The sequence below is a fragment of the Flagellimonas lutimaris genome, assembly GCF_003581615.1.
In the GTDB taxonomy this organism is placed as follows: Bacteria; Bacteroidota; Bacteroidia; order Flavobacteriales; family Flavobacteriaceae; genus Flagellimonas; species Flagellimonas lutimaris.
Map to the genome: position 1 here is coordinate 23,605 of NZ_QXFH01000074.1, position 26,869 is coordinate 50,473.

Annotated in this window: 27 protein-coding genes; 10 read left to right on the forward strand and 17 right to left on the reverse strand. The window is 39.2% G+C overall.

What is annotated here, in order from left to right:
* Window positions 1-13: 13 nt before the first annotated feature.
* Both D2V08_RS12115 and lysA read right to left on the reverse strand, forming a co-directional pair.
* The gene (locus D2V08_RS12115; protein WP_119608430.1) at window positions 14-529 is read right to left on the reverse strand and encodes a thioredoxin family protein; all 516 of its coding nucleotides are present in this window, start codon (window positions 527-529) and stop codon (window positions 14-16) included.
* A 98-nt stretch (window positions 530-627) separates the two neighbouring features.
* Window positions 628-1,866, reverse strand: a complete 1,239-nt coding sequence (gene lysA, locus D2V08_RS12120) for a diaminopimelate decarboxylase (protein WP_119608431.1) — start codon at window positions 1,864-1,866, stop codon at window positions 628-630.
* 163 nt (window positions 1,867-2,029) lie between these two features.
* On the opposite strand from lysA, the gene D2V08_RS12125 reads away from it, so the two are divergent.
* The 5 genes from D2V08_RS12125 to D2V08_RS12145 all read left to right on the forward strand — a co-directional run bounded on the left by D2V08_RS12125 (window position 2,030) and on the right by D2V08_RS12145 (window position 5,730).
* Window positions 2,030-2,668 (forward strand): LON peptidase substrate-binding domain-containing protein, encoded by a 639-nt coding sequence (locus D2V08_RS12125; protein ID WP_119608432.1) that lies wholly within the window; start codon window positions 2,030-2,032, stop codon window positions 2,666-2,668.
* 120 nt (window positions 2,669-2,788) lie between these two features.
* Window positions 2,789-3,982 (forward strand): ADP-forming succinate--CoA ligase subunit beta, encoded by a 1,194-nt coding sequence (gene sucC / locus D2V08_RS12130; RefSeq protein ID WP_119608433.1) that lies wholly within the window; start codon window positions 2,789-2,791, stop codon window positions 3,980-3,982.
* 352 nt (window positions 3,983-4,334) lie between these two features.
* Window positions 4,335-4,670: a hypothetical protein gene (locus tag D2V08_RS12135; RefSeq protein ID WP_119608434.1), complete on the forward strand. Its 336-nt coding sequence runs from the start codon at window positions 4,335-4,337 to the stop codon at window positions 4,668-4,670.
* Between the two features lie 117 nt (window positions 4,671-4,787).
* On the forward strand, window positions 4,788-5,189 hold the full coding sequence (locus tag D2V08_RS12140) for a TerB family tellurite resistance protein (protein WP_119608435.1): 402 nt from the start codon (window positions 4,788-4,790) through the stop codon (window positions 5,187-5,189).
* A 115-nt stretch (window positions 5,190-5,304) separates the two neighbouring features.
* A complete protein-coding gene (locus D2V08_RS12145) occupies window positions 5,305-5,730 on the forward strand; it encodes an Hsp20/alpha crystallin family protein (RefSeq protein WP_119608436.1) in 426 nt (141 codons plus the stop codon).
* A gap of 90 nt (window positions 5,731-5,820) precedes the next feature.
* Here the strand turns inward: D2V08_RS12145 and uvrB are convergent, their stop codons facing one another.
* The 4 genes from uvrB to D2V08_RS12165 are packed head-to-tail and all read right to left on the reverse strand — an operon-like array spanning window position 5,821 to window position 11,360.
* The gene (uvrB, locus tag D2V08_RS12150) at window positions 5,821-7,809 is read right to left on the reverse strand and encodes an excinuclease ABC subunit UvrB (protein WP_119608437.1); all 1,989 of its coding nucleotides are present in this window, start codon (window positions 7,807-7,809) and stop codon (window positions 5,821-5,823) included.
* A gap of 49 nt (window positions 7,810-7,858) precedes the next feature.
* On the reverse strand, window positions 7,859-9,589 hold the full coding sequence (locus D2V08_RS12155; protein WP_119608438.1) for a T9SS type B sorting domain-containing protein: 1,731 nt from the start codon (window positions 9,587-9,589) through the stop codon (window positions 7,859-7,861).
* A 29-nt stretch (window positions 9,590-9,618) separates the two neighbouring features.
* The gene (locus tag D2V08_RS12160) at window positions 9,619-10,452 is read right to left on the reverse strand and encodes an ABC transporter permease (RefSeq protein WP_119608439.1); all 834 of its coding nucleotides are present in this window, start codon (window positions 10,450-10,452) and stop codon (window positions 9,619-9,621) included.
* Window positions 10,453-10,463: 11 nt separating this feature from the next.
* Window positions 10,464-11,360: an ABC transporter ATP-binding protein gene (locus tag D2V08_RS12165; RefSeq protein ID WP_119608440.1), complete on the reverse strand. Its 897-nt coding sequence runs from the start codon at window positions 11,358-11,360 to the stop codon at window positions 10,464-10,466.
* 78 nt (window positions 11,361-11,438) lie between these two features.
* Here D2V08_RS12165 and D2V08_RS12170 point away from each other — a divergent pair, with 78 nt between their 5' ends.
* Window positions 11,439-12,515 (forward strand): hypothetical protein, encoded by a 1,077-nt coding sequence (locus tag D2V08_RS12170; protein ID WP_119608441.1) that lies wholly within the window; start codon window positions 11,439-11,441, stop codon window positions 12,513-12,515.
* Here D2V08_RS12170 and D2V08_RS12175 read toward each other — a convergent pair.
* Genes D2V08_RS12175 through D2V08_RS12200 form a run of 6 tightly spaced genes read right to left on the reverse strand, consistent with a single transcriptional unit; the run spans window position 12,512 to window position 17,984 of the window.
* On the reverse strand, window positions 12,512-13,570 hold the full coding sequence (locus D2V08_RS12175; protein ID WP_119608442.1) for a nucleoid-associated protein: 1,059 nt from the start codon (window positions 13,568-13,570) through the stop codon (window positions 12,512-12,514). The two genes, D2V08_RS12170 and D2V08_RS12175, sit on opposite strands and share 4 nt — an antisense overlap.
* Before the next feature lie 45 nt (window positions 13,571-13,615).
* Window positions 13,616-14,119 (reverse strand): IS1096 element passenger TnpR family protein, encoded by a 504-nt coding sequence (locus D2V08_RS12180; protein ID WP_119608443.1) that lies wholly within the window; start codon window positions 14,117-14,119, stop codon window positions 13,616-13,618.
* Window positions 14,120-14,161: 42 nt separating this feature from the next.
* The gene (locus tag D2V08_RS12185) at window positions 14,162-15,175 is read right to left on the reverse strand and encodes a COX15/CtaA family protein (protein ID WP_119608444.1); all 1,014 of its coding nucleotides are present in this window, start codon (window positions 15,173-15,175) and stop codon (window positions 14,162-14,164) included.
* Complete coding sequence (locus tag D2V08_RS12190) at window positions 15,172-16,602, reverse strand: CCA tRNA nucleotidyltransferase (RefSeq protein ID WP_119608445.1); 1,431 nt, start codon at window positions 16,600-16,602, stop codon at window positions 15,172-15,174. The genes D2V08_RS12185 and D2V08_RS12190 overlap by 4 nt, the downstream gene beginning before the upstream one ends.
* 1 nt (window position 16,603) lies before the next feature.
* Window positions 16,604-17,164 (reverse strand): L-threonylcarbamoyladenylate synthase, encoded by a 561-nt coding sequence (locus D2V08_RS12195; RefSeq protein ID WP_119608446.1) that lies wholly within the window; start codon window positions 17,162-17,164, stop codon window positions 16,604-16,606.
* Window positions 17,157-17,984, reverse strand: a complete 828-nt coding sequence (locus D2V08_RS12200) for a zinc-binding alcohol dehydrogenase (protein WP_119608447.1) — start codon at window positions 17,982-17,984, stop codon at window positions 17,157-17,159. Before D2V08_RS12200 ends, D2V08_RS12195 begins: the two co-directional genes overlap by 8 nt.
* Before the next feature lie 66 nt (window positions 17,985-18,050).
* On the opposite strand from D2V08_RS12200, the gene D2V08_RS12205 reads away from it, so the two are divergent.
* Entirely contained in the window at window positions 18,051-18,884 is an 834-nt protein-coding gene (locus D2V08_RS12205) for a glycosyltransferase family 2 protein (RefSeq protein ID WP_119608448.1), read from the forward strand.
* On the opposite strand, the gene D2V08_RS12210 is transcribed toward D2V08_RS12205, so the two are convergent.
* Both D2V08_RS12210 and D2V08_RS12215 read right to left on the reverse strand, forming a co-directional pair.
* Window positions 18,866-19,669 (reverse strand): glycosyltransferase family 2 protein, encoded by an 804-nt coding sequence (locus tag D2V08_RS12210; RefSeq protein ID WP_119608449.1) that lies wholly within the window; start codon window positions 19,667-19,669, stop codon window positions 18,866-18,868. The genes D2V08_RS12205 and D2V08_RS12210 overlap by 19 nt on opposite strands.
* A gap of 250 nt (window positions 19,670-19,919) precedes the next feature.
* Entirely contained in the window at window positions 19,920-20,735 is an 816-nt protein-coding gene (locus D2V08_RS12215) for a 2,3,4,5-tetrahydropyridine-2,6-dicarboxylate N-succinyltransferase (protein WP_119608450.1), read from the reverse strand.
* Between the two features lie 100 nt (window positions 20,736-20,835).
* On the opposite strand from D2V08_RS12215, the gene ruvX reads away from it, so the two are divergent.
* From ruvX to D2V08_RS12230, 3 genes are read left to right on the forward strand one after another with little or no spacing between them, the layout of a single operon-like run.
* Complete coding sequence (gene ruvX, locus D2V08_RS12220) at window positions 20,836-21,246, forward strand: Holliday junction resolvase RuvX (protein ID WP_119608451.1); 411 nt, start codon at window positions 20,836-20,838, stop codon at window positions 21,244-21,246.
* A 3-nt stretch (window positions 21,247-21,249) separates the two neighbouring features.
* Window positions 21,250-21,840: a peptide deformylase gene (def, locus tag D2V08_RS12225; protein WP_119608452.1), complete on the forward strand. Its 591-nt coding sequence runs from the start codon at window positions 21,250-21,252 to the stop codon at window positions 21,838-21,840.
* Window positions 21,841-21,895: 55 nt separating this feature from the next.
* Window positions 21,896-22,339, forward strand: a complete 444-nt coding sequence (locus D2V08_RS12230) for a DUF5606 family protein (RefSeq protein ID WP_119608453.1) — start codon at window positions 21,896-21,898, stop codon at window positions 22,337-22,339.
* Window positions 22,340-22,342: 3 nt separating this feature from the next.
* Here D2V08_RS12230 and D2V08_RS12235 read toward each other — a convergent pair whose 3' ends face one another.
* From D2V08_RS12235 to bglX, 3 genes are read right to left on the reverse strand one after another with little or no spacing between them, the layout of a single operon-like run.
* Complete coding sequence (locus tag D2V08_RS12235; RefSeq protein ID WP_182835540.1) at window positions 22,343-23,878, reverse strand: beta-N-acetylhexosaminidase; 1,536 nt, start codon at window positions 23,876-23,878, stop codon at window positions 22,343-22,345.
* 54 nt (window positions 23,879-23,932) lie between these two features.
* Window positions 23,933-24,571 carry a GDSL-type esterase/lipase family protein gene (locus tag D2V08_RS12240; RefSeq protein ID WP_119608455.1) on the reverse strand — a complete coding sequence of 213 codons (639 nt, stop codon included), beginning with the start codon at window positions 24,569-24,571 and terminating at the stop codon, window positions 23,933-23,935.
* A 9-nt stretch (window positions 24,572-24,580) separates the two neighbouring features.
* Window positions 24,581-26,770: a beta-glucosidase BglX gene (gene bglX / locus D2V08_RS12245; RefSeq protein WP_245980582.1), complete on the reverse strand. Its 2,190-nt coding sequence runs from the start codon at window positions 26,768-26,770 to the stop codon at window positions 24,581-24,583.
* Window positions 26,771-26,869: the final 99 nt, after the last annotated feature.

Below are 26,869 nucleotides of genomic sequence, written 5' to 3' on the forward strand. Positions count from 1 at the left end.
CGCGCTGGAGTATTTATTTCCCCGCGTAGCTTTCCCAATCTTTGTCCTTGTAGATGTTTTCACCAAAGTACTTGGCGATTTGCATAAAAGGTTCTACTTGCTGATATCCAGGGACAGGCGACAGCATATTCAATTGCTCATCTAAGAAAACTACGGTAGGGTAGCTCATACGACCTTGTAACAAAGCAGCGGCCAATTCGTGGTAGCCTCTTCTTCCAGAAGGTACAAATTTGAATGTTTTGCCTTGGTATTCAATAGGGTCTTTACCTTCTGCATCCATTTTTACCATATAGAAGTTGTCCTGCATATATTTAGATACTTCAGGATTTTGAAACGTATTTTTATCCATCTTTTTGCACCATCCGCACCAATCTGTGTAAACGTCAACAAAAATCTTTTTGGGCTGTGCATCCGTTTGGGAAAGTTGAACGGCCTCCTCCCATGATATCCAATTAATATCTTGAGCTTGGGCGTTAAAGCCCATAAATATTAGAAAAAGCAAGCTGATTTGGGTAAAAATTGTGCGCATAGTCTTTGTTTTTGACCTAATTGTCGTCATATCAATACAAAACTAACGAAAATTGTGCCAAAAAAGTATGAGCTTTAACAGTCTGATAAGGGTAGATGCTACTTTACGGGCTGTTCCTTCGGAACCTCAAAAAGCTCCTTGTTATCCACTTGATTGTGAAGGATATCATCAAAAGTCTCTCTTTTTCTGATTAAATGGGCTTTTCCTTTATACCATAACACTTCTGCCGGTCTATATCTGGAATTGTAATTGCTGGCCATAGTGAAGCAATAAGCACCGGCATTTTTAAAGCAGAGCACATCTCCTTCGGATATTTCGTTGATTCTACGGTTGCTTCCAAAAGTATCCGTTTCACAAATGTAACCGACAACCGAATAATAACGCTCTTTTCCTTTTGGGTTGGATATATTTACAATTTGATGGTTAGAACCATAGAGCATGGGTCTAATCAAATGGTTGAAACCAGAATCCACACTTGCAAAAACAGTCGATGTGGTCTGTTTTACAACGTTTACCTTGGCTAAAAAGCAACCCGCTTCACTTACCAAAAATTTTCCTGGCTCAAAGGCAAGAGTGAGTTCTCTGCCATATTCCTTGCAAAACTCGTTGAATCTTTTGGTCAGTTTTTTGCCCAATTCGTCCACGTTGGTTTGGATGTCCCCTTCCTTATAAGGAACTTTAAAACCACTTCCGAAATCAATGAACTCCAAATCCTTGAAGTTACTGGCTGTTTCAAACAAAATTTCCGATGCGTAGAGGAAAACATCAATATCCAAAATATCACTACCCGTGTGCATATGGATTCCATTGATGTTCATATTGGTCAACTCCACAATACGTAATAAATGTGGAATTTGATGAATGCTAATACCAAATTTTGAGTCGATATGCCCAACAGAGATTTTGGAATTCCCCCCAGCCATCACATGTGGGTTGATTCGAATACAAACTGGAATATCGGGATGCTTACTTCCAAATTGCTCCAAAATGGAGAGGTTGTCAATGTTTACTTGAACACCAAGAGCGGCTGCTTCTTCGATTTCTTCCAAAGAAACCCCGTTGGGAGTAAAAATAATGGACTCTGGTTTAAAACCTGCTAACAGTCCCAGTTTCACTTCTTGAATGGACACGGTATCCAAACCACTGCCCAAACTGTTCAACAATCTAAGGATGCTAATATTGGAAAGTGCTTTTGCCGCATAGTTTAGTTTAAGACTGGAAACCCCTTTAAAAGCATTGGTAAGCTTTTTGTATTGAGAGGTAATCTTGTCAGCATCATAAACATAAAGTGGTGCGCCAAATTGCTCTGTAAGTTGAAGTAAATCCTTAGAGTTCATTTTAAATATATATTTTAAACAAAACTAGGTTTTGTATACTTTAAACACAAAAAATCTGAATTTTTTTATCAAAATATAACAAGTTGTTTTATTTACAACATATAAGCCGAATCTGGTGTTGTACTTTAAGTTTTTGATGTGTATTTTTAAACAAATTGCAACAATGAAGCTACCTCTATTTCCACTACAATCAGTCTTTTACCCTGGTGAAACCGTACCCTTGCATATTTTTGAAGATCGATATAAACAATTGATCAACGATTGCAGAAAGGAGGCGCTTACCTTTGGAATTCCGGTTTATATCAACAACGCTATTTCCTACGGGACAGAGGTGCAATTGGTTGAAGTGGTAAACACTTATGAATCTGGAGAAATGGATGTGGTTTGTGTTGCACGTCAAGTTTTTAAGGTGCTAAGTTTTCAAAAACAAATAGAAGGTAAACTCTATGCTGGTGGAGAAGTCGAGTTTTTGGAGATTGAGAACGATGCCGATGAAAGTTTAAGAGAGGAAGTGCTCCAAAAAGTGGAGGAATTGTATGATATTATGGATGTCCCTTTTACCAAAACATCTCCCAAGCAATTCAATAGCTATTCTCTCGCTCATAAAATGGGACTTTCTTTTGAACAAGAATATGAGTTGTTACTTATGACGAGAGAAACAGATCGGTTAAATTTCATAAAAAATCATTTACAGACAACAACCAATATGTTGACCGAATTGAATCGAACCAAAGATGTCATCGAGATGAATGGACATTTTAAGAATTTTGACCCTTTGGATTTTCAAGATTTTAAGTTGTAAAGTCCAAGGACTCGAATAAAAGGGTTATAATTGACACCTAACCTGTAATTATTCATTTAACATCTTCAATTTGTCAGCAGTGTTTTCTATTTTTGTCAGCAAACAAAAGTAAATTCACAGATGAATCTTCACGAATATCAAGGAAAAGAGATTTTAGCCAGTTTTGGAGTAAGGATCCAACGAGGAATAGTTGCTCACAACGCAAAGGAAGCGGTAGATGCCGCAAAACAACTTACACAGGAAACCGGAACAGGATGGCATGTAATAAAAGCGCAAGTACATGCTGGTGGCCGTGGTAAAGGGGGTGGAGTAAAATTGGCCAAAAACTTGAAAGAAGTGGAAGAGTTGGCAGGTAGCATTATTGGAATGAACCTTGTTACCCCACAAACATCTGCAGAAGGTAAAAAAGTGCACCAAGTATTAGTGGCAGAGGATGTGTATTACCCAGGTGATAGTGAAACCAGCGAGTTTTATATGTCTGTTCTCTTAAATAGGGGTACTGGTAAGAATATGATTATGTACTCTACCGAAGGAGGTATGGATATTGAAGAGGTTGCCGAGAAAACACCACATTTAATTTTTACAGAGGAGGTTGATCCAGGATTGGGACTTTTGCCCTTCCAGGCCAGAAGAATTGCCTTTAACTTAGGGTTGTCCGGTACGGCGTTCAAAGAGATGGTGAAATTCGTTATGTCTTTGTACAAAGCATATGTTGAAAGTGATTCAAGTCTTTTTGAAATCAACCCAGTGTTGAAGACCTCTGATGATAAAATTATGGCCGTAGATGCCAAAGTTTCCATAGATGACAATGCTCTTTATAGAAGAAAGGCGTATGCAGAAATGCGTGACCTTAGAGAGGAAAACCCGATTGAGGTAGAAGCTCGTGAGGTTGGCTTGAACTATGTTGATTTGGATGGGAATGTTGGATGTATGGTAAATGGTGCCGGATTGGCAATGGCTACCATGGATTTGATTAAAATGGCAGGTGGTGAACCGGCAAACTTCTTGGATGTTGGTGGTACTGCAGACGCCAAAAGGGTAGAGGAAGCTTTCCGAATCATCCTAAAAGATCCAAATGTAAAAGCAATCCTTATCAATATCTTTGGTGGTATTGTTCGTTGTGATCGTGTAGCGCAAGGTGTCGTTGATGCATACAAAAACATGGGAGATGCAATTCAGGTTCCAATTATTGTAAGGTTACAAGGTACCAATGCAGAGTTGGCCAAAGAAATAATTGATAATTCTGGCTTGGCTGTGCACTCCGCAGTTCAATTTAAAGAAGCTGCTGATAAAGTAGAAGAAGTTTTGGGCTAGTCTCAAGCTTAAATATATTTCATAAGGGCAATACTTAATAAAGTATTGCCCTTTTTTATGCTTCAAATTTTAGAAAACACTGATTTTCTTCTAAGTAAATCAAGCCAATAATCTTACTGCTCTTGTTTTCAGTGTTTTCTCAGATGAACCAAATGATTAGGTAGCTTTTTCTTGTTTGAACAGGAGTATTAGCCCAAGGTTAAGGACATTAAACATTTGTTAAATGGTCCTAAAGTGTAACAATTTTGTTTTTTGATCGTCTTATTTTTGAAGCGTCGTTAAAAAAGACTCTTAATCAGGTCTATATTTTGACAAATCATTAATCATCAATTTTAATCAAAAAACAAAAATCATGAGAAAATTTAAAGCTGTTTCGGTGGCATTGGCACTATTCGCAACAATGAGTGTTTTTGCAACAAAAGGTAAGAAGGCAACAAAAGAGACTAATCTTTCTGGCCAAATTTATGAAATGTTGAAAGACAATAAATTCAACGTGGAATACAATGAATTAACTGCTGAAGTTCGTTTCATTGTAAATGAAAAAGGTGAACTAGTAGTACTTTCTGTTGAAACCAAAGATGAAATTTTGGAAGGTTTCGTAAAAAATCGTTTGAACTACCAAAAGGTACAACTAAAGAATGTTGCTCCAGGTAGAGTTTACGAAATTCCAATACGAATTACCGCTTAATAAACGGGAATTGTTTGAGTTAGTTAGAAAAAGCCCTGAAATTCAGGGCTTTTTTATGTACTAAAACGAGGTGTTTTGGAGTTATCTACCTAATAATTAGAACCAAAACCATTTGTTATGGGTACCTATCAGGAAAAATTGAGCATTCTTTCAGAGATGATTGGCTTTGCAAGGGTCGACCATTCCTTGAAACGTTCGGAATATGAATTTTTACTGAAGGTCGCCCGTAATTTAGGGGTTCCTAAGGATACCCTTGATGGATTGTTAAAGGAGAAATCCCCCAAAGTGCGTCTTAAAACTCAAGCTGAACGGATTGTTCAATTCCATAGGCTTATTTTGCTTATGAACATTGATCATGAGCAGCATAAAAAAGAGATTAATACCCTTTACAATATTGGGTTAAAAATGGGTTTGCCACCTGCCGCCATTAGTCAGGTTTTGGAAGTAATGCACCGCTATCCAGATAATATAGTCCCACCAGATGTGCTTATCAATATCTTCAAAGCATATTACAATTAACGACAAAATGTCATTTAAATTTAATTAAAACATGTCATAAAGACATAGTTTTTGTGTTGGTATAGGTTTTGACTTATACAGGGTGATTTAGATGTTTAACTAAAATTGAATCGCCATGAGTATAGTAAAAAGAAACAACCTGTTTTTTCCATCCTTGATGCATGATGTTATGGATCCTGATTGGTTCGGTGGAACAGAAAAGTGGAATACTTCTGTGCCTGCTGTCAATATAAAGGACAATACCGAAGGTTTTGAATTGGAACTAGCTGTTCCTGGAATGAAGAAAGATGATTTCACTGTTGAAATTGACAATGATGTATTAACTATTTCCAGTGAAGTCGAAACTGAAAATGAGGAAAATAAAGAAAATTATACAAGAAAAGAGTTTTCCTATACCTCATTCAAAAGGGCTTTTACATTGCCCGAGACCGTAGATGGGTCTAAAATAGATGCCAAGTACGAAGATGGAATATTGAAATTGACATTGCCCAAAAAACAAGAGGCATTGCCAAAGCCAAAACGATTGATTGAAATCGGATAAGACATTAGAACACCAACTATAGGTGTTTCATGATGGTTGGATTAGTTGGTTAGTTTGAGGCGCGCTCCCGCTTTTGCAGGAGCGCGTTTTTTATTCTTTCTCCTGAAGGATTTTTATTTCATCCCTAAGTTTAGCTGCTTCCATAAAATCAAGTTCTTTGGCCGCTTTTTCCATAGCCTTTCTTTTATCCCTGATTAATTTATCCTTTTGGTCTTGTGTTAAGTACTTTAAGTCAGGTTCCGCCGCACGAAGTTCCTCTTTTTGGAAATGATATGTAGATACCGAATTTTTAGCTAAGGCACTGTCCAGGTTTTTCTTTAAAGCAGTAGGTGTAATATTATGTTCTTTGTTATAGGACATTTGTTTATCTCTTCGATAATTGGTCTCATCAATCGTTTTTTGCATGCTATCGGTAATTTTGTCCGCATACATGATGGCCTTTCCATTGAGGTTTCTTGCCGCACGACCTACCGTTTGGGTCAAAGAGCGGTTGCTACGTAGAAAACCCTCCTTGTCTGCATCCAAAATGGCTACAAGCGAAACTTCGGGCAAATCCAATCCCTCCCGCAATAAATTGACCCCGATAAGAACATCGAACAGTCCTTTGCGCAGGTCCTGCATGATTTCTACCCGCTCCAAAGTATCCACATCACTATGGATGTAACGACAACGAACATCAATCCGGGATAGATATTTAGTGAGCTCCTCCGCCATTCGTTTGGTCAGGGTGGTCACTAAGGTGCGTTCATCCAATTCTACACGTTGTTGAATTTCTTCAACTAAGTCATCAATTTGGTTTTCACTAGGTCTTACCTCGATTACTGGATCCAATAATCCTGTTGGTCGGATGATTTGTTCCACATAAACCCCTTCACTCAATTCTAATTCGTAATCGGCAGGGGTGGCACTCACATAGAGTACTTGATTTTGAAGCGCTTCAAACTCTTCAAATTTTAATGGACGGTTATCCATTGCCGCCGGCAATCGAAAGCCATATTCTACCAAGTTTTCTTTTCTGGAACGGTCTCCCCCGTACATGGCATGAACTTGAGGGATGGTTACGTGGCTTTCATCAATCACCATGAGGTAATCATCAGGAAAATAATCCAACAAACAGAAAGGTCTGGTACCTGGTTTTCTACCATCCAAATACCTTGAATAGTTTTCGATTCCAGAACAATAGCCAAGCTCCCGAATCATTTCCAAATCAAAATTAGTACGCTCTTCCAGGCGTTTTGCTTCAAGCGGCCTACCAATTTCCTTGAAATAGTCTATTTGCTTTACTAAATCGTCCTGAATTTCCTTTATGGCATTTTGAAGCACATCTGGAGAGGTTACGAACATATTGGCCGGATATATGTTCAGAGTGTCGTAAACTTCAATTACGTTATTGTTATAGGGGTCCAATGCCTCAATTTCCTCGATTTCATCACCAAAAAAGTGAATACGGAAAGCATGGTCGGCGTATCCTGGGAAAACATCGACTACATCGCCTTTAACCCTAAAGTTTCCATTTCTGAAATCAGCTGTGGTACGAGCATACAAGCTCTGCACCAATTGCTTTAGAAACTTGGTTCTAGAAATGACCTGATCTCTGTGGATGGTGATTACGTTTTTTTGAAATTCAACAGGGTTTCCAATACCATAAAGACAGGAAACAGAGGCTACGACAAGTACATCACGTCTTCCGGATAGAAGGGAGGATGTGGCGCTTAACCTTAATTTTTCGATATCCTCGTTTATAGAGAGGTCCTTTTCAATGTAAAGTCCGCTTGTTGGAATATAGGCTTCGGGCTGATAGTAATCATAGTAGGATACAAAGTACTCTACTGCATTATTGGGGAAAAACTGCTTGAATTCAGAATACAACTGAGCTGCCAAGGTCTTATTATGGGCCAAAACAAGAGTTGGCCGTTGCACCGATTCCACTACATTGGCAACGGTAAATGTTTTGCCTGAGCCGGTTACACCAAGTAAGGTTTGGTGTGGGGTTTTAGCTTCGATACCTTCCACTAATTGTTTTATAGCTTGAGGTTGATCGCCCGTAGGTTTAAAGTCAGAAACTACCTGAAATTTCATTCGGTAAAAATACTAAAGGCCTCCCCCAAAAGGAAGTAAAACGGTAATATTATCTCTTTAAGGTAAAATGCCCCTTAATCTGGCGGTTGGAATCATCGATAGCTTGGAACCAATAGTCACCAGAAGGAAGTCGGCGTCCAGCAATATTACCATCCCAGCCCTGTGAATATTGTGAAATCTCTTTTAAGAATTTGCCGTAACGGTCGAAGATTCGAATACTTTTAAAAATAACTTCCTCAGACTCCAGAGGTTGAATGAACTGCCAGTAATCGTTTACGGTGTCTCCATTTGGGGTGAAGAATTTGGGAAAACCTTCCACCGTCAAATCTTGCGTAAATACTTTTTGTGCAATTCCGCAACCGTTCTTGTCGCGGACATAGATTGTATGAGTTCCGGGTTCAACATTGTTGAAAATAGTACTATCAGAATAAGGGCCGTCAATATTGTCAATGGCATATTCATAATTACCAATGCCTGATGCAACAACGGTTAATTGAAGCGATGAAACTGTGGGCTGCGCGATTATATTGTCTATCGTAGCGACTTCGGATGAAACCACTTCAAATATTTGTGAAGATGGACATTCTATTGTATTTCCGTTTTGGTTTATCGTATTGTAGGCTTCATATCGGTAGCGTCCGTTTTCGGTAATGGTAACCTCATTGGTTGATGATATCAAGGTTTCATCGTCAAATTGATCTATCTGATACCAGCGAAAGCCTTCTGCAATGTCGGTTGAGTTGATTACAAGAGGGCCCTCATTCTGACAAGAAGAAAAAGAAGATTGAAAATCTATTTCCGGGTTGATGATAACATATTCTCCCGTATCAAAATCCAGATAAGGACCGCATCCAAGAATAGTGGTAAAACTGGTTTGGATACATCCCTCCGCTTGGCCTGCATCATTAAATGGAATAATGGTGATAAAGAAAGTTTTGTTCGGTTCAAAATTAACAACAGGTGTAGAATTGGTGTAGAAAATGGATTCGTCCAAAATATCGGTACCGCTGGGTGTGGTGCCAATGGTTACAATGTAGCCCGTTGCATCCGGAACTGCATACCATTCAAGTAAGGGAGAGAGGGGTACATTGGTTTCTCCGTTCTGCGGGTATAAAATGGTTGTGCAATCCGGTATTTGTGATGGTGCCTTAGTATCAAATTGTTGGTAGGTGCACCCCACTGCGGAACCAATTAAATTATATGGGACAATGGTCGCATAAACAGTTGTTTCGGCAGGAAGGTCAAAAGGTGGGTTATATGTAAGTACATTTCCCGTATCGTAATCATTTAAAAGCTCTGTTCCTCCCGGAGTGGTGCCCAAACTTAATCGGTAACCCTCGGCACCGTAAATGTAGTTCCACGAGATATTCGTATTGGGATTAACATCCGTAGCCATATCCGGTGGGTTTGTTATTTGTGTACAGTTTGGAATCGATGTCAACGGTTCCGTGGTAAAACTATAACTAGGGCAAGTAACATTGGGCTGATTGAAAAAGAAAAGCGTTATGGTCACATATATGGTCGTGTTGGCAGGCAATCCAAGTGGCGGAGTGTAGGACGATCCACTTGCAAACTGTGAGGTCAATATATCATTGCCCCCTGGAGTAGTGCCCAACGTAATATTGTATGAGGGAACACCATCTACCGTTTCCCAATCTATAGTGGAATCCAAAGGAATATTGGTAGCGTCATTTGCCGGGTAAACGGGGTTGGGGCAATCCTGCGCATTGGTTGTAATACATACAAGAATGACCATTAAAATGTATAATCTGTTCAGCATTTACATGATTATGTGCACCTCACAAGATACTACAAATCACGTTTCTTCAATAATGCGTAGGATAAATAGATGAAAATGGCTGTCCAAATGATAACGATCAAAAACTCATACCAATACACATGGTAGTCGAATTTCATGTCCTCACCAATTTGTTGTCCAATGTTTTGAACAGCGGAAAGTCTTGTAAATGGTTCTTTGATCAGGTTGGACATGGATTGCAAAGGGAAGAAACGTTTTATCGCCTTTGCGGCCTCCCAGCTCATTACTTTCCAACCCAGTAGTCCAAAAACCACCTGTTCCAATATGGTCCATAAAATTAAAAACCCTAATGCAAAAGCAGAACGTTTTACCAAAATGCCCAGAAAAAGACAGAATGAGAAGAACCCGACCAGCTTAAAAAAGAAAGCAGGCAAGAATTCCATATCCGAAAATATAATGGATACCTCATTGTAGTCTGAATAAACCAATCCAAGAATCATGGATACCACAAATACAAAAATGGTGGATATCAATGCAAATGAAATTACCGTGAGTACTTTTGAAAGGATAAATTCCTTTTTGGATAAACCATCAATCAGGTTTTGTTTGATGGTCTTGTTGCTATACTCGTTGGACATCATGGAGACGATTACTATAGCCAAAAAGAGCTTGAACAGCGCCGTAACAAAGGTGTTGAAGTGCCAGATGTACGGGAAATTGAAAATTCCTTGGTCCGCCAAGTGAAATTGGACCGGGCCAATATCAAATTTTATGGCCGCAATCAATGCTATTGAGGTCAATAACACAAAATAGGAGATAATAAGCACCTTACTGGCCCTATTGTTCCAAAGTTTTATAAATTCTATTTGTAGGAGACGTAACATTCGTTTTTTGATTAGTTGTTTTTGGTCAAGGTTAAAAATTGTTCTTCAAGGCTTTCTTTCCTTTTTACAAGATGGGATAGTACAATCCCTTTTTCAAACAGCATTTTATTCAAACTTTCAGCATCCATTTCTTCTTTTAAATAGGCAGTAAGAGTTCCGTTGAATATTTCCACTTTACCAAAACTGGCATTTTTTTCCAATAGCTCTTGAAGCTGGTCCATGTTTTTAGCCCTTAATTCAAAAAAGCCATGACTGGCGAGCATACTGTCCACGGGACCGGAATATAAGTTTTCACCTTTTCTGAGAATGATAACGTGGGAACATACCTTTTCAACCTCGTCCAATAAATGGGAGGCCAACAATATTGTGGTACCCTGACTTGCAATTTTTTTGATGATTTCCCGTATTTGGTGAATTCCTTGAGGATCCAAACCATTGGTAGGTTCGTCCAAAATTAGTATTTCGGGGTCGTTGAGCAGGGCAGAAGCAATGGCCATACGTTGTTTCATACCCAACGAATAAGTTTTAAACTTGCTATTTCGGCGATCCCACAATCCTACCAACTCCAGTTTCTCTTGAATTTTGGCTTCTGGCACATCCTTAATTTTACAGACCAACTTTAAATTCTGGATGGCGTTCATGTAAGGGTAAAAGTTGGGACGCTCAATAATGGCGCCTACCTTTTTAAGGGCGTCATGGGTGGATGTGTTGCCTTCGAACCAACTGAAATCGCCAGAAGTTCGGTTAACAACGTTCAGAATAATCCCTAATGTAGTGGACTTGCCACTACCATTGGGTCCCAAGATGCCATAAACGTTTCCTTTTTCTATAGTAAAGGAAAGGTCTTTAACGGCTGTGAGGTAACCAAATTTTTTTGTGAGATGGTTTACGGTCAGTATTGTTTCCAAGAGATGCTATCGTTTTTTGAATGGTTTATATTAACTTGACGATATTATTCGCAAATTGTTACAAAATAATCAAATACAATGTCGGAAGAAAGATTAATGTCGAAAAAGAAACCTGCTTATCCAATCAGTAAGGAGTTGGACAAATATTTGGATTATTATAACCGGAAAATCGAGATTCCCATCCATTATGAAGACCTTCTGCGGTTTTCTGGAAGTGTGGCCGTTTACGATGCGAACGATGAAGATACCCTGTGGGTAAGGGTTTTTTACCCTGAGTTCGACCGTGATGAAATCGATTTAGCCTTAAAGCGGGTATATTCTAATTTTGTTTCCGATGGTAGCGATTCCATTTTTCCGTATTTGAATGTGGATTATGTGGACTATTGCACCTTTGGGAATTCAAAGCCTTTTAGAATCAAGGTTCGAAATATTTTGAATGACAATTATACCTTGTTATATGTAAAAAAAACCGATGCATCCCGAGTTTATGGTTTGGAGCTCGAACATATGCTTTCCCCTTACAATTTAAACTTTGTGATTTACGAGAATACGTTGATAGAAGAACATATTGTGGGCATTCCTGGAGATGTTTTTATGAAGAAAAATCTCCCAGAATGCACAGAATTCGAAAAAGCACAAATTGCCAAAGAGTTCGTAAAGTTTAATGAAAGATGCATGATTCGTCTATTGGGGGATATGCGTTCCTATAATTATGTAATTGTTCCTACCCACGATTTTGATAGTGTTGTTCATAAAATAAGGGCCATCGACTTTGATCAGCAATCTTATGAAGGAAAAATAAAAGTGTACCGCCCTCAATTTTTTAAGGAGAACAAGATAATGGTTGACTTGGTCCAGAGTAAATTAACCATAGATTCTGTAAACCAATACATTGTGGAGGAGCGTTCTATAATAGCGAAAAGAATACTCAGTTGGGGCCGGAGGCTAAAAAGACTTTTGGATGCATGCAAAAAGGATACCATTGCACCGCCTGAAAATATAGAGATGCTAAAAACTCAACTGCAAGAGCTCACAGGTGACATTAACTTTAGGGATAGTAATAATATGGGAGAAATATTGACCCACGCCCTTGATTTTGTAAAACGAAACTACGAAGATGTAAGTATGAAACAGATTATAGAGAAGAAATTCTAACTCTTCTGTTCTTTGTTAAAATACACTAGGTAATAATACATCTGCCGTTCCTCGTCCCAACCTTTTTCCACAAACTTTTCAGCAGATTCCGGGTTGATGAAATCCATTTTAATCTGAATATTGGTATCGAGATTGATGACATTTTTAATTTTCTTTCTTGCATCACTCACCGCTTTGTTGGCAATATCAAAATTGGAAACGTCCTCGATACTGTATTTTGGACCTTTTTCCACCTTGTAGTGCTTAAACTCAGGAATCAATTCCGGATTTTCCATGACCTCGTTTAAAAATGAGGACTCCTCAAAATTGTCGTTTTTCGCAAAGTGGTTCACTGCGCGGTTCATGAACATTACTTCTTGTTGCTTGTCCTCTGCAGGCAGAACAACATCTTTGGCGAAATTTTGACAGAATTTTAGGTAATTCTTGGTGTAAAAATTTTCGTCCGTTAATGGAGCAACACCCAAGAAGTTTTCCAACCAATATTTGGCATCGTATCGGTTGCTGTCCACAGAAAGTACTTTGTACCCCTCTTCTCTACTAGTGTTGAAAACAATACAACCTTTATCCAGTTTGTTGATATTGATTCCTTGACGAATCAAAATCTCCAAGTTGTGTTCATTTTCTTCAAATTGAAGGAAATCGTGCTTCAATTCACTTTTAAAAATACCAACGGCATCTGTTTTTTGGTTGTCGATTACCATATCCGAAAAGTGAACCACATAAACCTCACCACTTTTAATATGTGGATGGTTGGATTGTTCAAAAAGGTGTGTAGTTATCTTTTTGGAAAGTCTGTGGTTGTCGGATGGATTATCAAATATCTCTGAAACCGAGTTGCAAATCTCATTAAATTCCAAATCAACCTCGTGGCTAAACTTATAATAGTTTTCTTCTTTTTCCCTGAAAGGTTTGAAGAAATACTCTTTTAAAAGACCCGACATTTCATCGTTCAGTGAAAAAGGTTCTGCAGATAAAAAAGCGGATTCGTTTTTACTTTTATTGCCCACACGGTGAAGCGATATGCTCTCAATTTGGGCAGAATATAGGTTTAGCATTTTTAGGTAAGGGATTAATGGTTAAAACTTAGGTCAAGCGTTCTTTTAATTCCAGTTTTCGTCAAAGTCCATATCGTCGTAACGATCTAAGAGGTCGTCAAAATCTCCTTCATCATCATTGGGCTTTGCCTCAAACTTTTTTTCCGGTGGGGCATCTGGTAATTCTCCAAAAGTGAACAATAGGTTGGGGTAAACTCGGCCATCTTCCTTGTCAACAATATCTGCAAGTTCCACAAAAAAGGTCCACATGCTAAAAAAGTCGTACACGTAAATCAATTTTGGGTTGTCCTCGGTCATTACATCGTCCAAAGCGGTTTCGTTCATCAAACGGATATCGGAACCGTTCTCGCTCATATCAAAAAGTGCAATTTCCTCGTCTTGGTTCCATTCTTCATCACAAGTATAGAACGAGGCCATTTCACTCCCCTCAAAACCAAAAGCTTGGGTTATGGCATTGTGGAAATCCTCCAAATTACTTTGGTCCTCAATTTCGATATCACGAAAGATATCCTCCTCAGCATCAAGTATTATCCTGATTTTATAAATCATCCATAAAATTTTAGAGTGGGCACAAAGGTACAATATTAGACCTTATTTGGCGAACCTGTGCAGCGTAAAAGTCATAGCTGCCAAAAGGAAAAATGCGCCAATTTGATGTGCGATTCCCAACCAAAGAGGAACAGCGTAAATTAGCGTTAGAACTCCCAACAAAAATTGCACAAAAACAAGGCCCAATAGAACTTTCAATCCTTTTTCCTGCAAAGGTGTGGTCGGCATTTTTCGGGTTTTGAACCAAATCAGAGCAATAAAGCCAACTACTAAGTAAGCCAAATATCTGTGTACGAACTGTACACCGCTTTTTCCTTCAAAAAAGTTCTTGATTACGGGTTGTTGCTCAATATAAACAGTTTCATGAATCAGCTTTCCCTCACTCATTAAAGGCCAATGATTGTGTATAAAGCCTGCATCCAATCCAGCTACAAAAGCTCCCCATATAATTTGCAGTAGCAAAAGTACAAGCCCAATTCGAATAAGATTTCTGATTCCCTTGTCGATTTCTTTTTTTTCTGGGTAAATGAGGTCCAACGCCACCCATAAGCTATAGGCGAAGGTTAGAAATGCAGTTGTTAGGTGTGCCGCCAACCTAAAGTGAGATACATCGGGGCGATCTATAAGGCCACTTTTTACCATATACCATCCCAAAAACCCTTGAAACCCGCCCATAATCAACAATATTATGGCCTTTTTAATGGTAGGTTTGTCCAATTTTTTGGTAACCAAGAAGTAAAGGAATGGTACCATGAAAACAACGCCTATAAAACGCCCAATAACCCTGTGAAGCCATTCCCAGAAATAAATGTCTTTAAACTCCTCGATTCCAAAATGGTTGTTGAGTTTTTGGTATTCGGGATATTGCTTGTACAATTCAAACGCTTCTTGCCATTCTTGCTCGTTCATTGGAGGAATGGTGCCCTGTATCAATTTATAGTCGGAAATGGAAAGTCCGGAGTGGGTAAGACGCGTTATCCCCCCTACCAAGACCATAACAAAAATGAGAAAACATCCAGTTAGCAACCAATAGACTACATATTTGTTCTTTTTCATTCCAAGTGGACTTTTAGATTCATTTTTTTGCCTTTTTCCAACATAAAATTGTAGGCAGCTTCATGCTCATTTGGGATTTCTCCTTCTAAAATCGCTTCTTTGATTGCGTCTTTGATGATGCCTATTTCCTTAGAAGGTTTTAGGTTGAAGGTTTTCATAATTTCTTCACCAGAAACAGGGGGCTGAAAGTTTCGGATATGATCTCGCTCTTCGACCTCCACTATTTTTTGACGAACTATTTTGAAGTTGTTCTTGTACTTTTTCTGTTTGCGTGGATTCTTGGTGGTAATGTCGGCTTCGCAAAGCGTCATCAAATCTTCCACAAAATCCCCTGCATCAAAAACCAATCGTCTTACTGCGGAATCGGTTACATGGTCTTCGGACAAAATGATGGGGCGTGAGCTCATCAACACCATTTTTTGAACAAATTTCATTTTCTCGTTCAACGGCATCCGCAACCTTTTGAAGAGTTTATAGACCATTTTTGCTCCTACAAACTCATGCGCGTGGAAGGTCCAACCAATTTTTTTGTGGAATTTTTTGGTAGGTGCCTTTCCAATATCGTGTAGCAATGCGGCCCAGCGTAACCAAAGATTATCCGTAGTTTCCGCAATATTGTCCACCACTTCCAACGTATGCCAAAAGTTGTCCTTATGGCGCTGGCCTTCTTTTTCCTCGATGCCTTGTAAATCAGTCAACTCGGGCAAAATTAAAGGTAGGAGCCCTGTTTGGTGCATCAATTTGAAACCCACGGAAGGCTTGGAGCTCATCAAAATTTTGTGGAGTTCGTCCACGATACGCTCCTTTGAAACTATTTTGATACGGTCTTTATTCTCCGTAATGGCCTGAAGCGATTTTAGTTCAATGGTAAAATGCAGTTGTGTGGCAAACCGGATAGCACGCATCATTCGTAAGGGGTCATCCGAATAAGTGATGCCCGGCTCCAACGGAGTTCGAATGATTTGTTTGTCCAAATCGGCCAAGCCATCAAACGGATCTAAAAGTTCCCCAAATTTAGATTGGTTCAATGCCAAGGCCATGGCATTTATGGTAAAATCACGACGGTTTTGGTCGTCTTCCAAGGTTCCATCTTCCACAATGGGTTTTCTGCTATCACGATTGTAACTTTCCTTTCGGGCCCCTACAAATTCAAGCTCTAAATCCTTGTCTTTGATCATGGCCGTCCCAAAATTCTTGAATACGGAAATCTCTGGTTGGCCCTTTAGTTTGGAGGCTACTTTTTTGGCAAGTGCTATGCCGCTACCAATGGCAACAATATCAATATCCTTCGGGGTGTTTCTTTTTAAAAAGTAATCACGTACAAAACCACCGATTACGTATGCGTCAACCCCCAGTTCATCTGAAGCCTCGCCAATAAGTTTAAAAATAGGATGTTGTATTGCTCCTGTATGGAATTCCTTCGCCATTTTATTCCCGAATAACCTTCACCTGTCCGTCGCTGCTCAATTTAATGATGGAGGAGGGGGAAGGGTTTTTGTTTTCGTCTTGCAAATTTACCACATAGTCCACTCCTTTTAAAATTTCTTCATCAATATCGTTGAATTGTTTTGGGGTGGGATTTCCAGAAATATTGGCCGAAGTGGATACAATGGGTTTTCTGAATTTATTGATGAGGTACTGGCAAAATTTATCCGATGCTACGCGGATGGCCAAGGTATTGTCTTCCGCCACGAGGTTATCGGCAATGCCCATAGGTTCGTCAAACACAATGGTGGTGGGTTTTGTCGCCAAATCCATGATATCGTAAGCTACATCTGGCACTTCTTTTACATGGCGTTCCAACATGGCTTGGTTGGCCACCAAACAAATGAGTGCCTTTGTATCTTCCCGTTTTTTAAGTGCATAGACTTTTTTTACGGCCTCTGTGTTGGTGGCGTCGCAACCAATGCCCCAAACCGTGTCGGTAGGGTAGAGGATGAGCCCTCCCTCCTGCAGGATTTTATTGCAGTTGTTGATTTCTTCAATCAATGTTCTTGAATTTAAGTTGAAAATGGTCTGTCAATGCCGACCATTGGGTTCTATTTTTATCTTCTTTAATGTTTGTACTTTTTAGTGATTGCTTTTGGGAACCCCAGATAGGTATAGGTTCTTTATCACTGTTGTAGGCTTGTATCGATGTTGTGCCTTTAAGAAGCCCCATTATTTTAAACCATAGGTCGTCGGCATTGGGTGCAAGTTTTAAAAATAGGTCTCGGTCGAAAACACGTTTATCCATAGTATTTGGTGGGTAAAGTGTACCACCAGCTCCAATGGGTAATGTCATTCTTGAATTTTCACATCCTAATCGGTTCGGTTTCCATGATTTGTAAGGAAGTAATTCTCCTTTTTCATTATAAGTGATGCATCTGGTTTGATTAGCAATGATTTTATTGGGATGTTTTTGATGAACTTCGTACAGTTTGGACAGCCAATTTTTTCGGTACATCATATCATCATCACATGTGATAATAGTTTTTTCAGGATAATGATTTAGGGGTTCCACCAGTTTTCTGTGCGAACTGAAATAGTCCGTAAATTCAATCATAAAAAGTTCTCCAACTAAGTCATTCAGCTTTTTTGGGATTTTTCCCTTTAAATCCTCGTGCAACCAAAGCACAATTTTTTCGGGAAGTACATCCTGATTGAACAAGCTCCGTACAGTTAGGTGTACAATATTTAGTCTGGATGGTATAGAGGCCAACGAAACAATAACGGGAACACGTTTTTTATTGGATGTGAGTTTCTTCTTGGATTGCCAAGTCAAATTAGCTTGATGAAAAAGTGAAACAGGGATTTCCTTGACCTTCATTGTGGAAGTTTAGAATCACAAAATTAAGGATATGAGATAACATTTAATATTTCTATTTTTGTCAAGATGAACCTAGAGGAAAAGGGAATGCCAAAAATATCAGTAATTGTTAGCACTTATAATGCCGAAGAGTGGCTAAAAAAAGTGTTATGGGGGTTTAATTGCCAGATTTTTAAAGATTTTGAATTGGTGATTGCTGATGATGGTTCGGGTCCGAAAACCAAGGAATTATTGGAAGAGATGTCCAAAAAGGTCTTTTACAATATTATCCATGTTTGGCAAGAGGATGATGGTTTTCAAAAATCAAGAATCCTGAACAAAGCCGTGGAAGCTTGCAATGCCAATTACATTATTATGACCGATGGTGACTGTATTCCTCGTGAGGACTTTGTTGAGGTGCACTACATTAACAAAGAACCTGGTTTTTTTATTTCTGGTGGATATTACATGCTACCAATGAATATTTCCAAGATGATTACCTTGGAAGATATCGAAAAACAGAATTGTTTTAATATCAATTGGCTGAAGGAGAAAGGTGTTCCAAAAACTTTTAAGAATAATAAGTTGACGGCAAATGGCATAGTTTCCAAGTTGCTGAATACTTTTACCCCTACCAATGCTAGTTGGAACGGTCATAATTCTTCTGGGTGGAAAAAGGATATTTTAAACATAAACGGTTTTGATGAGCGCATGCAGTACGGTGGACAAGACCGCGAACTGGGTGAGCGTTTGTTCAATTTTGGTATAAAATCCAAACAATTGCGCTATAGCGCAGTATGTGTACACTTAGATCATAAAAGAGGGTACAAAACACCAGAATCTATCGCCAAAAATCAGGCGATACGAAAAGAGACAAGATTAAACAAACAAGTGTGGACGCATTACGGCATCACCAAGTAGTAAGCTAGCTCGTTCTTTTTTTCCAATCTTTTCAGTTCTCTAAATCTTTCTAGTACACCAAGTGCATTGAGGTAGCAAATGGTCCATCCTTTTTTGCCATCCAAAAATCCTAAACGGATAATGTAGTGATTGAAGAACTTCCAAAATGGTTTGATTGTTATTAGAAGATAATTAAAATGCTTTTCCTTATAAAAGTCTTCTTTAGCTTTTAATTGACCATATTTTAGCATTTTCCCCTTATAATCCTGATAATCTTTGTAGCAGTAATGAATTAGCTTCTCTTGAAGGATTCCTGATTTGCCATCGACAACCAAGGTTTCGTGCACAATTTTTCTATCCGTAAAATGAGCTTTACTTTTTCTAAAAAGTCTATGATTTTTATCGGTCTGCCAACCACTGAAATTCAGTGGTTCATTCTGGAACATAAACTTTCTGTAAAACCAATAAGCTTCATGGGCATTTGGATTATTTATGGTATCAATGATTTCTTTTTGAAGACTTTCAGTAACTATTTCGTCCGCATCCAAAAACAAAACCCAATCATTGGTTGCTTGTTTAAGTGTGAATGATTTTTGCGCCGTAAAGTTTTCAAAAGGGTTTTGAAACACATTGACTTTTGGGTGGTCCAAAAGATATTCGTAGGTACCATCGGTACTATAGGAATCAACAACGATAATTTCATCGGCAAAAGAAACGGAATCTATACATTTTTCAATATATCCCATTTCATTGTAGGTGATGATAAGTGCTGATAGTTTTTGCTTTGGGGTGCGAAATCCAGCCATGATTTATTGGTGTGGTGTTTGGTATTTTACAAATCTATAACAAAAAAAAAAGGTAAAAATTGTTTGCCTGTTTATTTTTCTTACAACAATCAACTATCTAATTTCCCTACCAGTTTTTTGTTAAAATCTAAATTTTCAATATTGATTGATGTATAATTAAGAGGATGAAAAATGAATAGGGTTGCTTTTTTTTATCAAAAAAGCAACCCTTATCTTAAAAAAATAGCTTTAGTTGTGGAACAATGCCTAACTACACCGCTACATTATGCTCCCGCAGCGCATTGTTCAAAGAAGTTTTCTTATCTGTACTTTCTTTTCTCTTACCAATAATCAGAGCACACGGCACTTGATAATCCCCAGCTGGGAATTTTTTGGTATAGCTTCCTGGGATTACAACGGATCTTGCAGGCACACGTCCTTTCAATTCCACAGGTTCGTCTCCAGTTACATCAATTATTTTAGTAGATGCGGTTAAAACCACATTGGCTCCCAGAACGGCTTCTTTCTCAACACGGACTCCTTCCACAACAATACACCTGGAACCGATAAAGGCATTGTCCTCAATAATAACGGGAGCAGCTTGTAAAGGTTCCAATACGCCTCCAATACCTACACCGCCACTTAAGTGGACGTTTTTACCGATTTGAGCGCAGCTTCCTACCGTGGCCCAAGTGTCCACCATGGAACCTTCATCAACATAAGCACCAATGTTCACATAACTGGGCATCAAAATAGTGCCTTTGGAAATATAGGCTCCATGTCTTGCAACAGCATGAGGTACAACGCGAACACCTTTTTCTTTGTATCCTCTTTTTAAAGGGATTTTATCGTGATATTCAAAAATGCCAGCTTCAAGCACCTCCATTTTTTGGATTGGAAAATAAAGCACAACAGCCTTTTTCACCCATTCGTTGATTTGCCAACCATCTTCCGTTGGTTCTGCACATCGCAACTCACCTATATCTATTAGATCTATTACTTCACGTATGGCAACTTGAGTCTTTTCATCTTCCAACAACTCTCTATTGTCCCAAGCTTTTTCGATTAGCGTCCTTAATCCTGTCATTTTTCTTAAAGTTTTGACAAAGATAAGCCCCATAGCAGAATTATGGTTCCCATTTTTAAGGGCATAACATTTTTAAGGTTATTTTTGCCAAAAAATTATTTTGGCTAGAATTTTAGCTTTGGATTTTGGAAAGGTAAGGACAGGAATAGCAATTACTGATGAACTTCAGTTAATTGCTTCTGGATTGACCACTATTGAAACTAAAGATTTGATTTCCTTTTTGGAACAGTACACCCAAAAAGAATCCGTGGAACGCTTTGTGGTGGGGCTACCCAAACAAATGGACAATACGGCATCCGAGTCAGAAGTTCTTATACAAGGATTTTTAAATAAGCTAAAAGCCAGGTTTCCTTCCATTCCTGTGGAACGCCAGGATGAGCGATTCACCTCTAAAATGGCATTCCAATCCATGTTGGATAGCGGAATGAAAAAGAAGAAAAGAAGGGACAAGGCCCTAGTCGATGAAATAAGTGCCACGCTGATATTGCAGGCCTACTTAAATAGATTTTGATATATGATTTTACCGATAGTAGCCTACGGAGATCCCGTTTTGCGAAAAAAGGCAAAGGATATTACATCAGAATATCCAAAACTTGACGAGTTGATAACAAACATGTGGGAGACCATGTACAATGCTCACGGTGTTGGTTTGGCTGCTCCACAGATTGGGCTTCCCATTAGAATGTTTATGGTGGATACTACACCTTTTGCAGATGACGAGGAGTTGAGCAAAGAAGAGCGAGAGCAGCTCGATGGTTTTAAAAAAGTATTCATCAATGCGAAGATTGAGGAAGAAAACGGAAAAGAGTGGGACTTTAATGAAGGTTGTTTAAGTATTCCTGATATCCGTGAAGATGTAAAACGAAAGCCCGAAATCTCCATCACTTTTTTGGATGAGGATTTCAAAGAGCATACCGAGACTTTTGACGGTCTCTTGGCCCGAGTGATTCAACACGAATATGATCACATTGAAGGAGTTTTGTTCACTGATAAGCTTTCATCCCTGAGAAAGCGACTTTTAAAAAGCCGATTAGAGAAGATTTCCAAGGGAAAAATCAGTGTGGATTACAGAATGAGATTTCCCAATATCAAAAAAGGACGTTAAAAAAATCGCTATTTGCGATAAAAACATATTTTTGCGCCCATAAATTACTATTTGAATGGCATTAGACAAGATTTTATCTATTGGAGGTAGACCAGGACTTTACAAATTATTGACCCAAACCCGAGGTGGTTTTGTTGGCGAATCCCTTTTGGATGGCAAACGTGTAACCGTTGGTTTAAGAAGCAATGTCAGCGTTTTGTCCGAAATTGCCATTTATACTTTGGAAGAAGAACTTCCTCTAAAAGAGGTTTTCCAAAAAATCAAGGAAAAAGAGGATGGAAAGAAAACATCCATCAGTCACAAGGCCGATAAAATTGAATTGGAAGAGTATTTCTTTGAAGTACTTCCCAATTATGATGAGGACCGAGTATACGCAAGTGACATCAAGAAAATTATACAATGGTACAACATCCTTCTCGACAACAACATTGTTGACTTTGTTGAAGAGGAAAAGGATGCTGAAGAACCTACTGTCTCTGCCTCCGAAGAGGAAGAATAAATACTATTCTTTTTCCCAATCCACCAACTTTGTTGGGTAATAATTAATCTGCATGGCTTCCAGATAAGGGATTTGTGCAGACAATCGTTCTTTATAGTCATCCCAATTTAGGTGCTCGCTGGGCGACCATCCCAATTCGGCATATCCAATGATACGTGGAAAGGCCAAATACTCCAGTTCTGAACCGTTGCTAATGGTCTCGGACCAAAGCGGAGCTTCAATTCCTAAAATACTTTCTTTGGAGATTCCTTCAACGTAGGTTTCGGGATCCCATTGGTACCCCACATCAACAGGGATATAGCCTGCCCAATGCAGTCCGTATTCAGAGATAGAATCATACTGCATATCTAAATATGCTTTTTTTGCAGGGGAAATAATAATCTTCGAACCATTTTCAGCCGCTTTCAAGGCATTTTCTGGTTCGTTCCAAAGTTGTGCAATGGAGTTGGAGCTAATATCAGCTTGAGCAATTTCGTTCCAACCAATCATTCTTTTACCATGTTTTTGCACAATTTTCTCCACTTTTTCCACAAAAAGGATGTAATCGCTCTTTTTGGTCACGTGGCTTTCATCACCCCCGATGTGGAAGTATGGGCCAGGGCTCATTGTGGCGATTTCGCCAATTACATCATCCAAAAAACTGTAAACTGTATCTTTTTGGGCATCAAAGGAGCTGTAACCTACTTTCATATCGGTTCGTACCCTAGGAGTCTCTGCTCCCGCGTAGTGTAAAAAAGGATAACTCAATGATGCTGCATTCGTGTGTCCCGGCATATCAATTTCAGGAACAATGGTAATATGTCTGTCTGCAGCATATGCCACAATATCCTTATACTGTTCTTGGGTATAAAAACCACCTTCGCCTCCTCCAACTTCGCTGGCACCACCAACCTCGGTGAGTTTAGGCCAAGATTTGATTTCAATTCGCCATCCTTGATCATCGGATAAATGAAGGTGAAGGGTATTGAACTTATAATAAGCTAAGGCATCAATATATTTTTTAACTTCTTCCACAGTGAAAAAGTGTCGAGCTACGTCCAACATGGAACCCCGGTATCCATATTTAGGAGCATCCATAATCTTTCCTGAGGGAATTACCCATATGGGTTGGTCAGTTAAAGTATCATTGCTGGTCTCGGGAATAAGTTGACGAAGGGTCTGCACCCCTCTGAATGCACCTGCTGCAGTTTTGGCATTCAATAAAATTGAATCTTTTTTAATGTAGAGTTGATAGGATTCCGGTGTTTCCAAGTCCACACTATCCGATTGGTTGATATAAATCAATCGTTCCAATTTTTCTTCGGTTGATGCATTTACTGCTACATCAAGACCAGTTTTGGATTTAATATTATCTGATAAAAACTTCCCCACTTTCTCAAACTCTGGGTCAGTGGTCGAGGTATAAATAGCGGTGCCCGCATCCAAACCAAAAGCACTCCCTGTGGGAATGGTTTTAATGGGTTTGGGAATCAACGGCGCATTGGCTAGGTCAGTTTTTGGAAAATTGATTTCCTCTTTTTCGGTTTGGCAAGCTGCCATGCAGATAACTGCAACGAACAGCAAAATTGATCTGTAAATCACGTTTGTTTAGTTTTAGTCTATGTAATTTTTGATAACATCGTACCAGATGTCATACCCTTTATCATTCATGTGAAGGCCATCTTCGATAAAAATGTCCTGTTTAACCTTTCTGTTGTCCAGCATGGGATACCAAACATCAACAAAATCAATTCCCTCTGTTTCGGATGCCAGACTATTCAGTTTGCGGTTTAAACGGCGGTACCTGCCTCGATATTTCCATCGGGAAATACTCGGTTTTGCAGAAATCAGAACAATCTCCATATTTGGGTTACGTTGTTGAAGGATGCCAAGAATGTATTCGGCTTTTTTCAATATTTTACGAGGTCTTTTCTTGGCAAAAATATCGTTGTCGCCCTCATAAATAAAGACTTTGGTGGGTTTGTAGTTTAGAATCAATTCATCCAGATAAAGTTCTATATCGGAAAATTGAGAGCCGCCGAATCCTGTATTCAATACTTGGTGCTCAGGAAAACGTTGCTGTACATCTTCCCAAAATCGAATGCTGGAACTTCCCGTAAAAACAATGGTAGGTTTGGATGCATCCCAAAGGGAATCGTTTCGTTGTTGTATCTCTTTGACCTCTTTTTTAAAAGGCAATTGCGCATGAGCTGTTAAACTGAGCGCAAAAAATAGTACGAATAAATATCGCATTACACCGGTTTATTTTTTAATAAAGCTACTATGGAGTCCTCCTTGTGAATTGGTGCCGACCATGACGTCAAACTCTCCAGGTTCCACTACAAACTCATAATCGTTGTTAAAAAACCCCAATTCCTTATTGGTAAGGGTAAAAATAACTTTTTTAGAATTATTCGGAGCCAAGCTGATTTTTTGAAACCCTTTTAATTCTTTTACGGGTCGTGTTACACTGGCAATCTTATCGTGGATATAAAGTTGTACAACTTCCTCGCCTTCAATTTTACCTGTATTGGTGACTGTAACAGAAACTTGAATGTTTTCTTGGTTTGAAGTGTCAATTTCCAAATCGGAATAATCAAAAGTGGTATAACTCAATCCATAACCAAAAGGAAAAAGGGGTTCATTTTTTTCATCACTGTAATGAGACCAAAATACATTAGGCTCCAGATCTGCTCGTCCGGTACTGTAATGATTATAATAAATAGGAACTTGACCTATGCTCCTGGGAAAGGTCATGGGAAGTTTGCCACTTGGGTTGTACTCCCCAAACACCACGTCCCCAATAGCATTACCAGTTTGGGAGCCCAATTGCCATGTTTCCAATATGGCAGGAATATTTTCAGCTTCCCAAGTTATGGTGAGTGGTCGTCCGTTCATCAGGATTAAAACAATATTTTGATTAACCTTATACACCTCTTTCAACAAATCCAATTGTAGTCCGGGTAATCCTAGCTGAGTGCGACTTCGAGCTTCACCGCTTTGAAAACCATGCTCGCCCAAAACCATGATTACAACATCGGACTGTTTGGCCAGGTTTACGGCTTCTTCCATTCCAGTGGTGTCGGTTTCATTTACTTGGATTTCGTTCAAAAAATTGGCATCAGGATTAAAAATTTTGGGTCCTTTGGCATAAGTGATATTGTTGGAATATTTTTTAAATCCTTCCAAGACCGAGACGGCGGTGTTGTCATCCGAACCTAATCGCCAGCTACCCAGAGGACTATTGCTGTCATTGGCCAATTCACCGATTACTGCAATTTTTGGCTGATTTTTACTGATCGGTAACAAATTGCCCTCATTTTTTAACAGTACAATGGATTTCTTGGCCATTTCCAATACTCCGGCTTTATGGTCCTTATGGTAGAGTCTTTCCTGTTCTCTTTGTTCATTACAATAACGATAGGGGTCATCAAAAAGGCCAAGCTCAAACTTAACGGTCAATATGCGCCGAACAGCTTCATTTATTTTGTCTTCGGATACTTTTCCCTCTCTTACATTTTTAACCAAATGGGTAATATATGCCCAGGATTCCATATCCATGTCCGAACCTGCATTGGCTGCCAGTTCGGAAGCGTGGTCTAAATCCTTTGCATATCCGTGGGGAACCAGTTCGCTTATAGAGGCCCAGTCAGATATAACAAACCCTTCAAATCCCCATTTGCCTTTCAAAATGTCGCGTTGAAGGAAAGAGCTCCCAGTTACTGGAACTCCATTGAGCAGATTGAATCCGTTCATTACGGTTTTTACATCTGAATTCACCGCAGCATGAAAAGGAGGAAGTACTGCATTATATAATGTTGAAGTGCCGATGTCGACCGTATTGTATTCCCGACCTGATTCAGCGAAACCGTAGGCCGCAAAATGTTTCGCACAGGCTGCAATAGTATTGGGTTGGGATAAATCGTTCCCTTGAAACCCTTTTATACGTGCCTTTGCTATTTCTGAGCCAAGATAAGTGTCTTCACCGCCGCCTTCCATGACTCTTCCCCAACGTGCATCGCGAGAAATATCTACCATTGGAGCGAACGTCCAGTTTATACCTACTGCAGAGGCTTCGTCCGCAGCAATTTTTGCCGAATTTTCTATGGCTTCCATGTCCCAACTGGCCGCCTCTGCCAAGGGAATTGGTGCGATGGTTTTATAACCATGTATTACATCAAATCCAAAAATCATGGGAATGCCCAATCGGGATTCCTCCACCGCTAATTTTTGAAGTTCCCTTACGGTCTCAACGCCTTTTACGTTCAACATGGAGCCTACCCACCCTTTTTTTAGGTGCTCATACTTTATAGCGGCATTCCCTACTTTGGGGGCTGGACCGGTTGCATCCCAAAAACCGCTATATTGATTCATTTGCCCCACTTTTTCTTCGAGGGTCATGAGTTCTAATAACGAATCCACTTTTTGTGAAATGGTTTTCCTTTGGGCCATAATGGTTGTGTTGGACAATGCAAAATAAAAAAGAAAGAGCAGTAAAAGTTTAGGTTGAGTTCTCATTTTATCGATTGGTGTTAAAAATAATATAGCCAG

Bases quoted from the DNA above. Each gene is read 5' to 3' on its own strand.
- D2V08_RS12185 (WP_119608444.1), bottom strand. From the start codon at position 15,175: ATGAAAAAGAACAAATATGTAGTCTATTGGTTGCTAACTGGATGTTTT.
- lysA (WP_119608431.1), bottom strand. From the start codon at position 1,866: ATGAACTCTAAGGATTTACTTCAACTTACAGAGCAATTTGGCGCACCA.
- D2V08_RS12230 (WP_119608453.1), top strand. From the start codon at position 21,896: ATGGCATTAGACAAGATTTTATCTATTGGAGGTAGACCAGGACTTTAC.
- D2V08_RS12140 (WP_119608435.1), top strand. From the start codon at position 4,788: ATGGGTACCTATCAGGAAAAATTGAGCATTCTTTCAGAGATGATTGGC.
- D2V08_RS12170 (WP_119608441.1), top strand. From the start codon at position 11,439: ATGTCGGAAGAAAGATTAATGTCGAAAAAGAAACCTGCTTATCCAATC.
- D2V08_RS12180 (WP_119608443.1), bottom strand. From the start codon at position 14,119: ATGATTTATAAAATCAGGATAATACTTGATGCTGAGGAGGATATCTTT.
- D2V08_RS12145 (WP_119608436.1), top strand. From the start codon at position 5,305: ATGAGTATAGTAAAAAGAAACAACCTGTTTTTTCCATCCTTGATGCAT.
- D2V08_RS12175 (WP_119608442.1), bottom strand. From the start codon at position 13,570: ATGCTAAACCTATATTCTGCCCAAATTGAGAGCATATCGCTTCACCGT.
- D2V08_RS12115 (WP_119608430.1), bottom strand. From the start codon at position 529: ATGCGCACAATTTTTACCCAAATCAGCTTGCTTTTTCTAATATTTATG.
- D2V08_RS12215 (WP_119608450.1), bottom strand. From the start codon at position 20,735: ATGACAGGATTAAGGACGCTAATCGAAAAAGCTTGGGACAATAGAGAG.
- sucC (WP_119608433.1), top strand. From the start codon at position 2,789: ATGAATCTTCACGAATATCAAGGAAAAGAGATTTTAGCCAGTTTTGGA.
- D2V08_RS12210 (WP_119608449.1), bottom strand. From the start codon at position 19,669: ATGGCTGGATTTCGCACCCCAAAGCAAAAACTATCAGCACTTATCATC.
- D2V08_RS12160 (WP_119608439.1), bottom strand. From the start codon at position 10,452: ATGTTACGTCTCCTACAAATAGAATTTATAAAACTTTGGAACAATAGG.
- uvrB (WP_119608437.1), bottom strand. From the start codon at position 7,809: ATGAAATTTCAGGTAGTTTCTGACTTTAAACCTACGGGCGATCAACCT.
- D2V08_RS12205 (WP_119608448.1), top strand. From the start codon at position 18,051: ATGAACCTAGAGGAAAAGGGAATGCCAAAAATATCAGTAATTGTTAGC.
- D2V08_RS12240 (WP_119608455.1), bottom strand. From the start codon at position 24,571: ATGCGATATTTATTCGTACTATTTTTTGCGCTCAGTTTAACAGCTCAT.
- D2V08_RS12200 (WP_119608447.1), bottom strand. From the start codon at position 17,984: ATGAAGGTCAAGGAAATCCCTGTTTCACTTTTTCATCAAGCTAATTTG.
- D2V08_RS12190 (WP_119608445.1), bottom strand. From the start codon at position 16,602: ATGGCGAAGGAATTCCATACAGGAGCAATACAACATCCTATTTTTAAA.
- D2V08_RS12235 (WP_182835540.1), bottom strand. From the start codon at position 23,878: ATGGCAGCTTGCCAAACCGAAAAAGAGGAAATCAATTTTCCAAAAACT.
- D2V08_RS12135 (WP_119608434.1), top strand. From the start codon at position 4,335: ATGAGAAAATTTAAAGCTGTTTCGGTGGCATTGGCACTATTCGCAACA.
- bglX (WP_245980582.1), bottom strand. From the start codon at position 26,770: ATGGCCCAAAGGAAAACCATTTCACAAAAAGTGGATTCGTTATTAGAA.
- D2V08_RS12155 (WP_119608438.1), bottom strand. From the start codon at position 9,589: ATGCTGAACAGATTATACATTTTAATGGTCATTCTTGTATGTATTACA.
- def (WP_119608452.1), top strand. From the start codon at position 21,250: ATGATTTTACCGATAGTAGCCTACGGAGATCCCGTTTTGCGAAAAAAG.
- D2V08_RS12125 (WP_119608432.1), top strand. From the start codon at position 2,030: ATGAAGCTACCTCTATTTCCACTACAATCAGTCTTTTACCCTGGTGAA.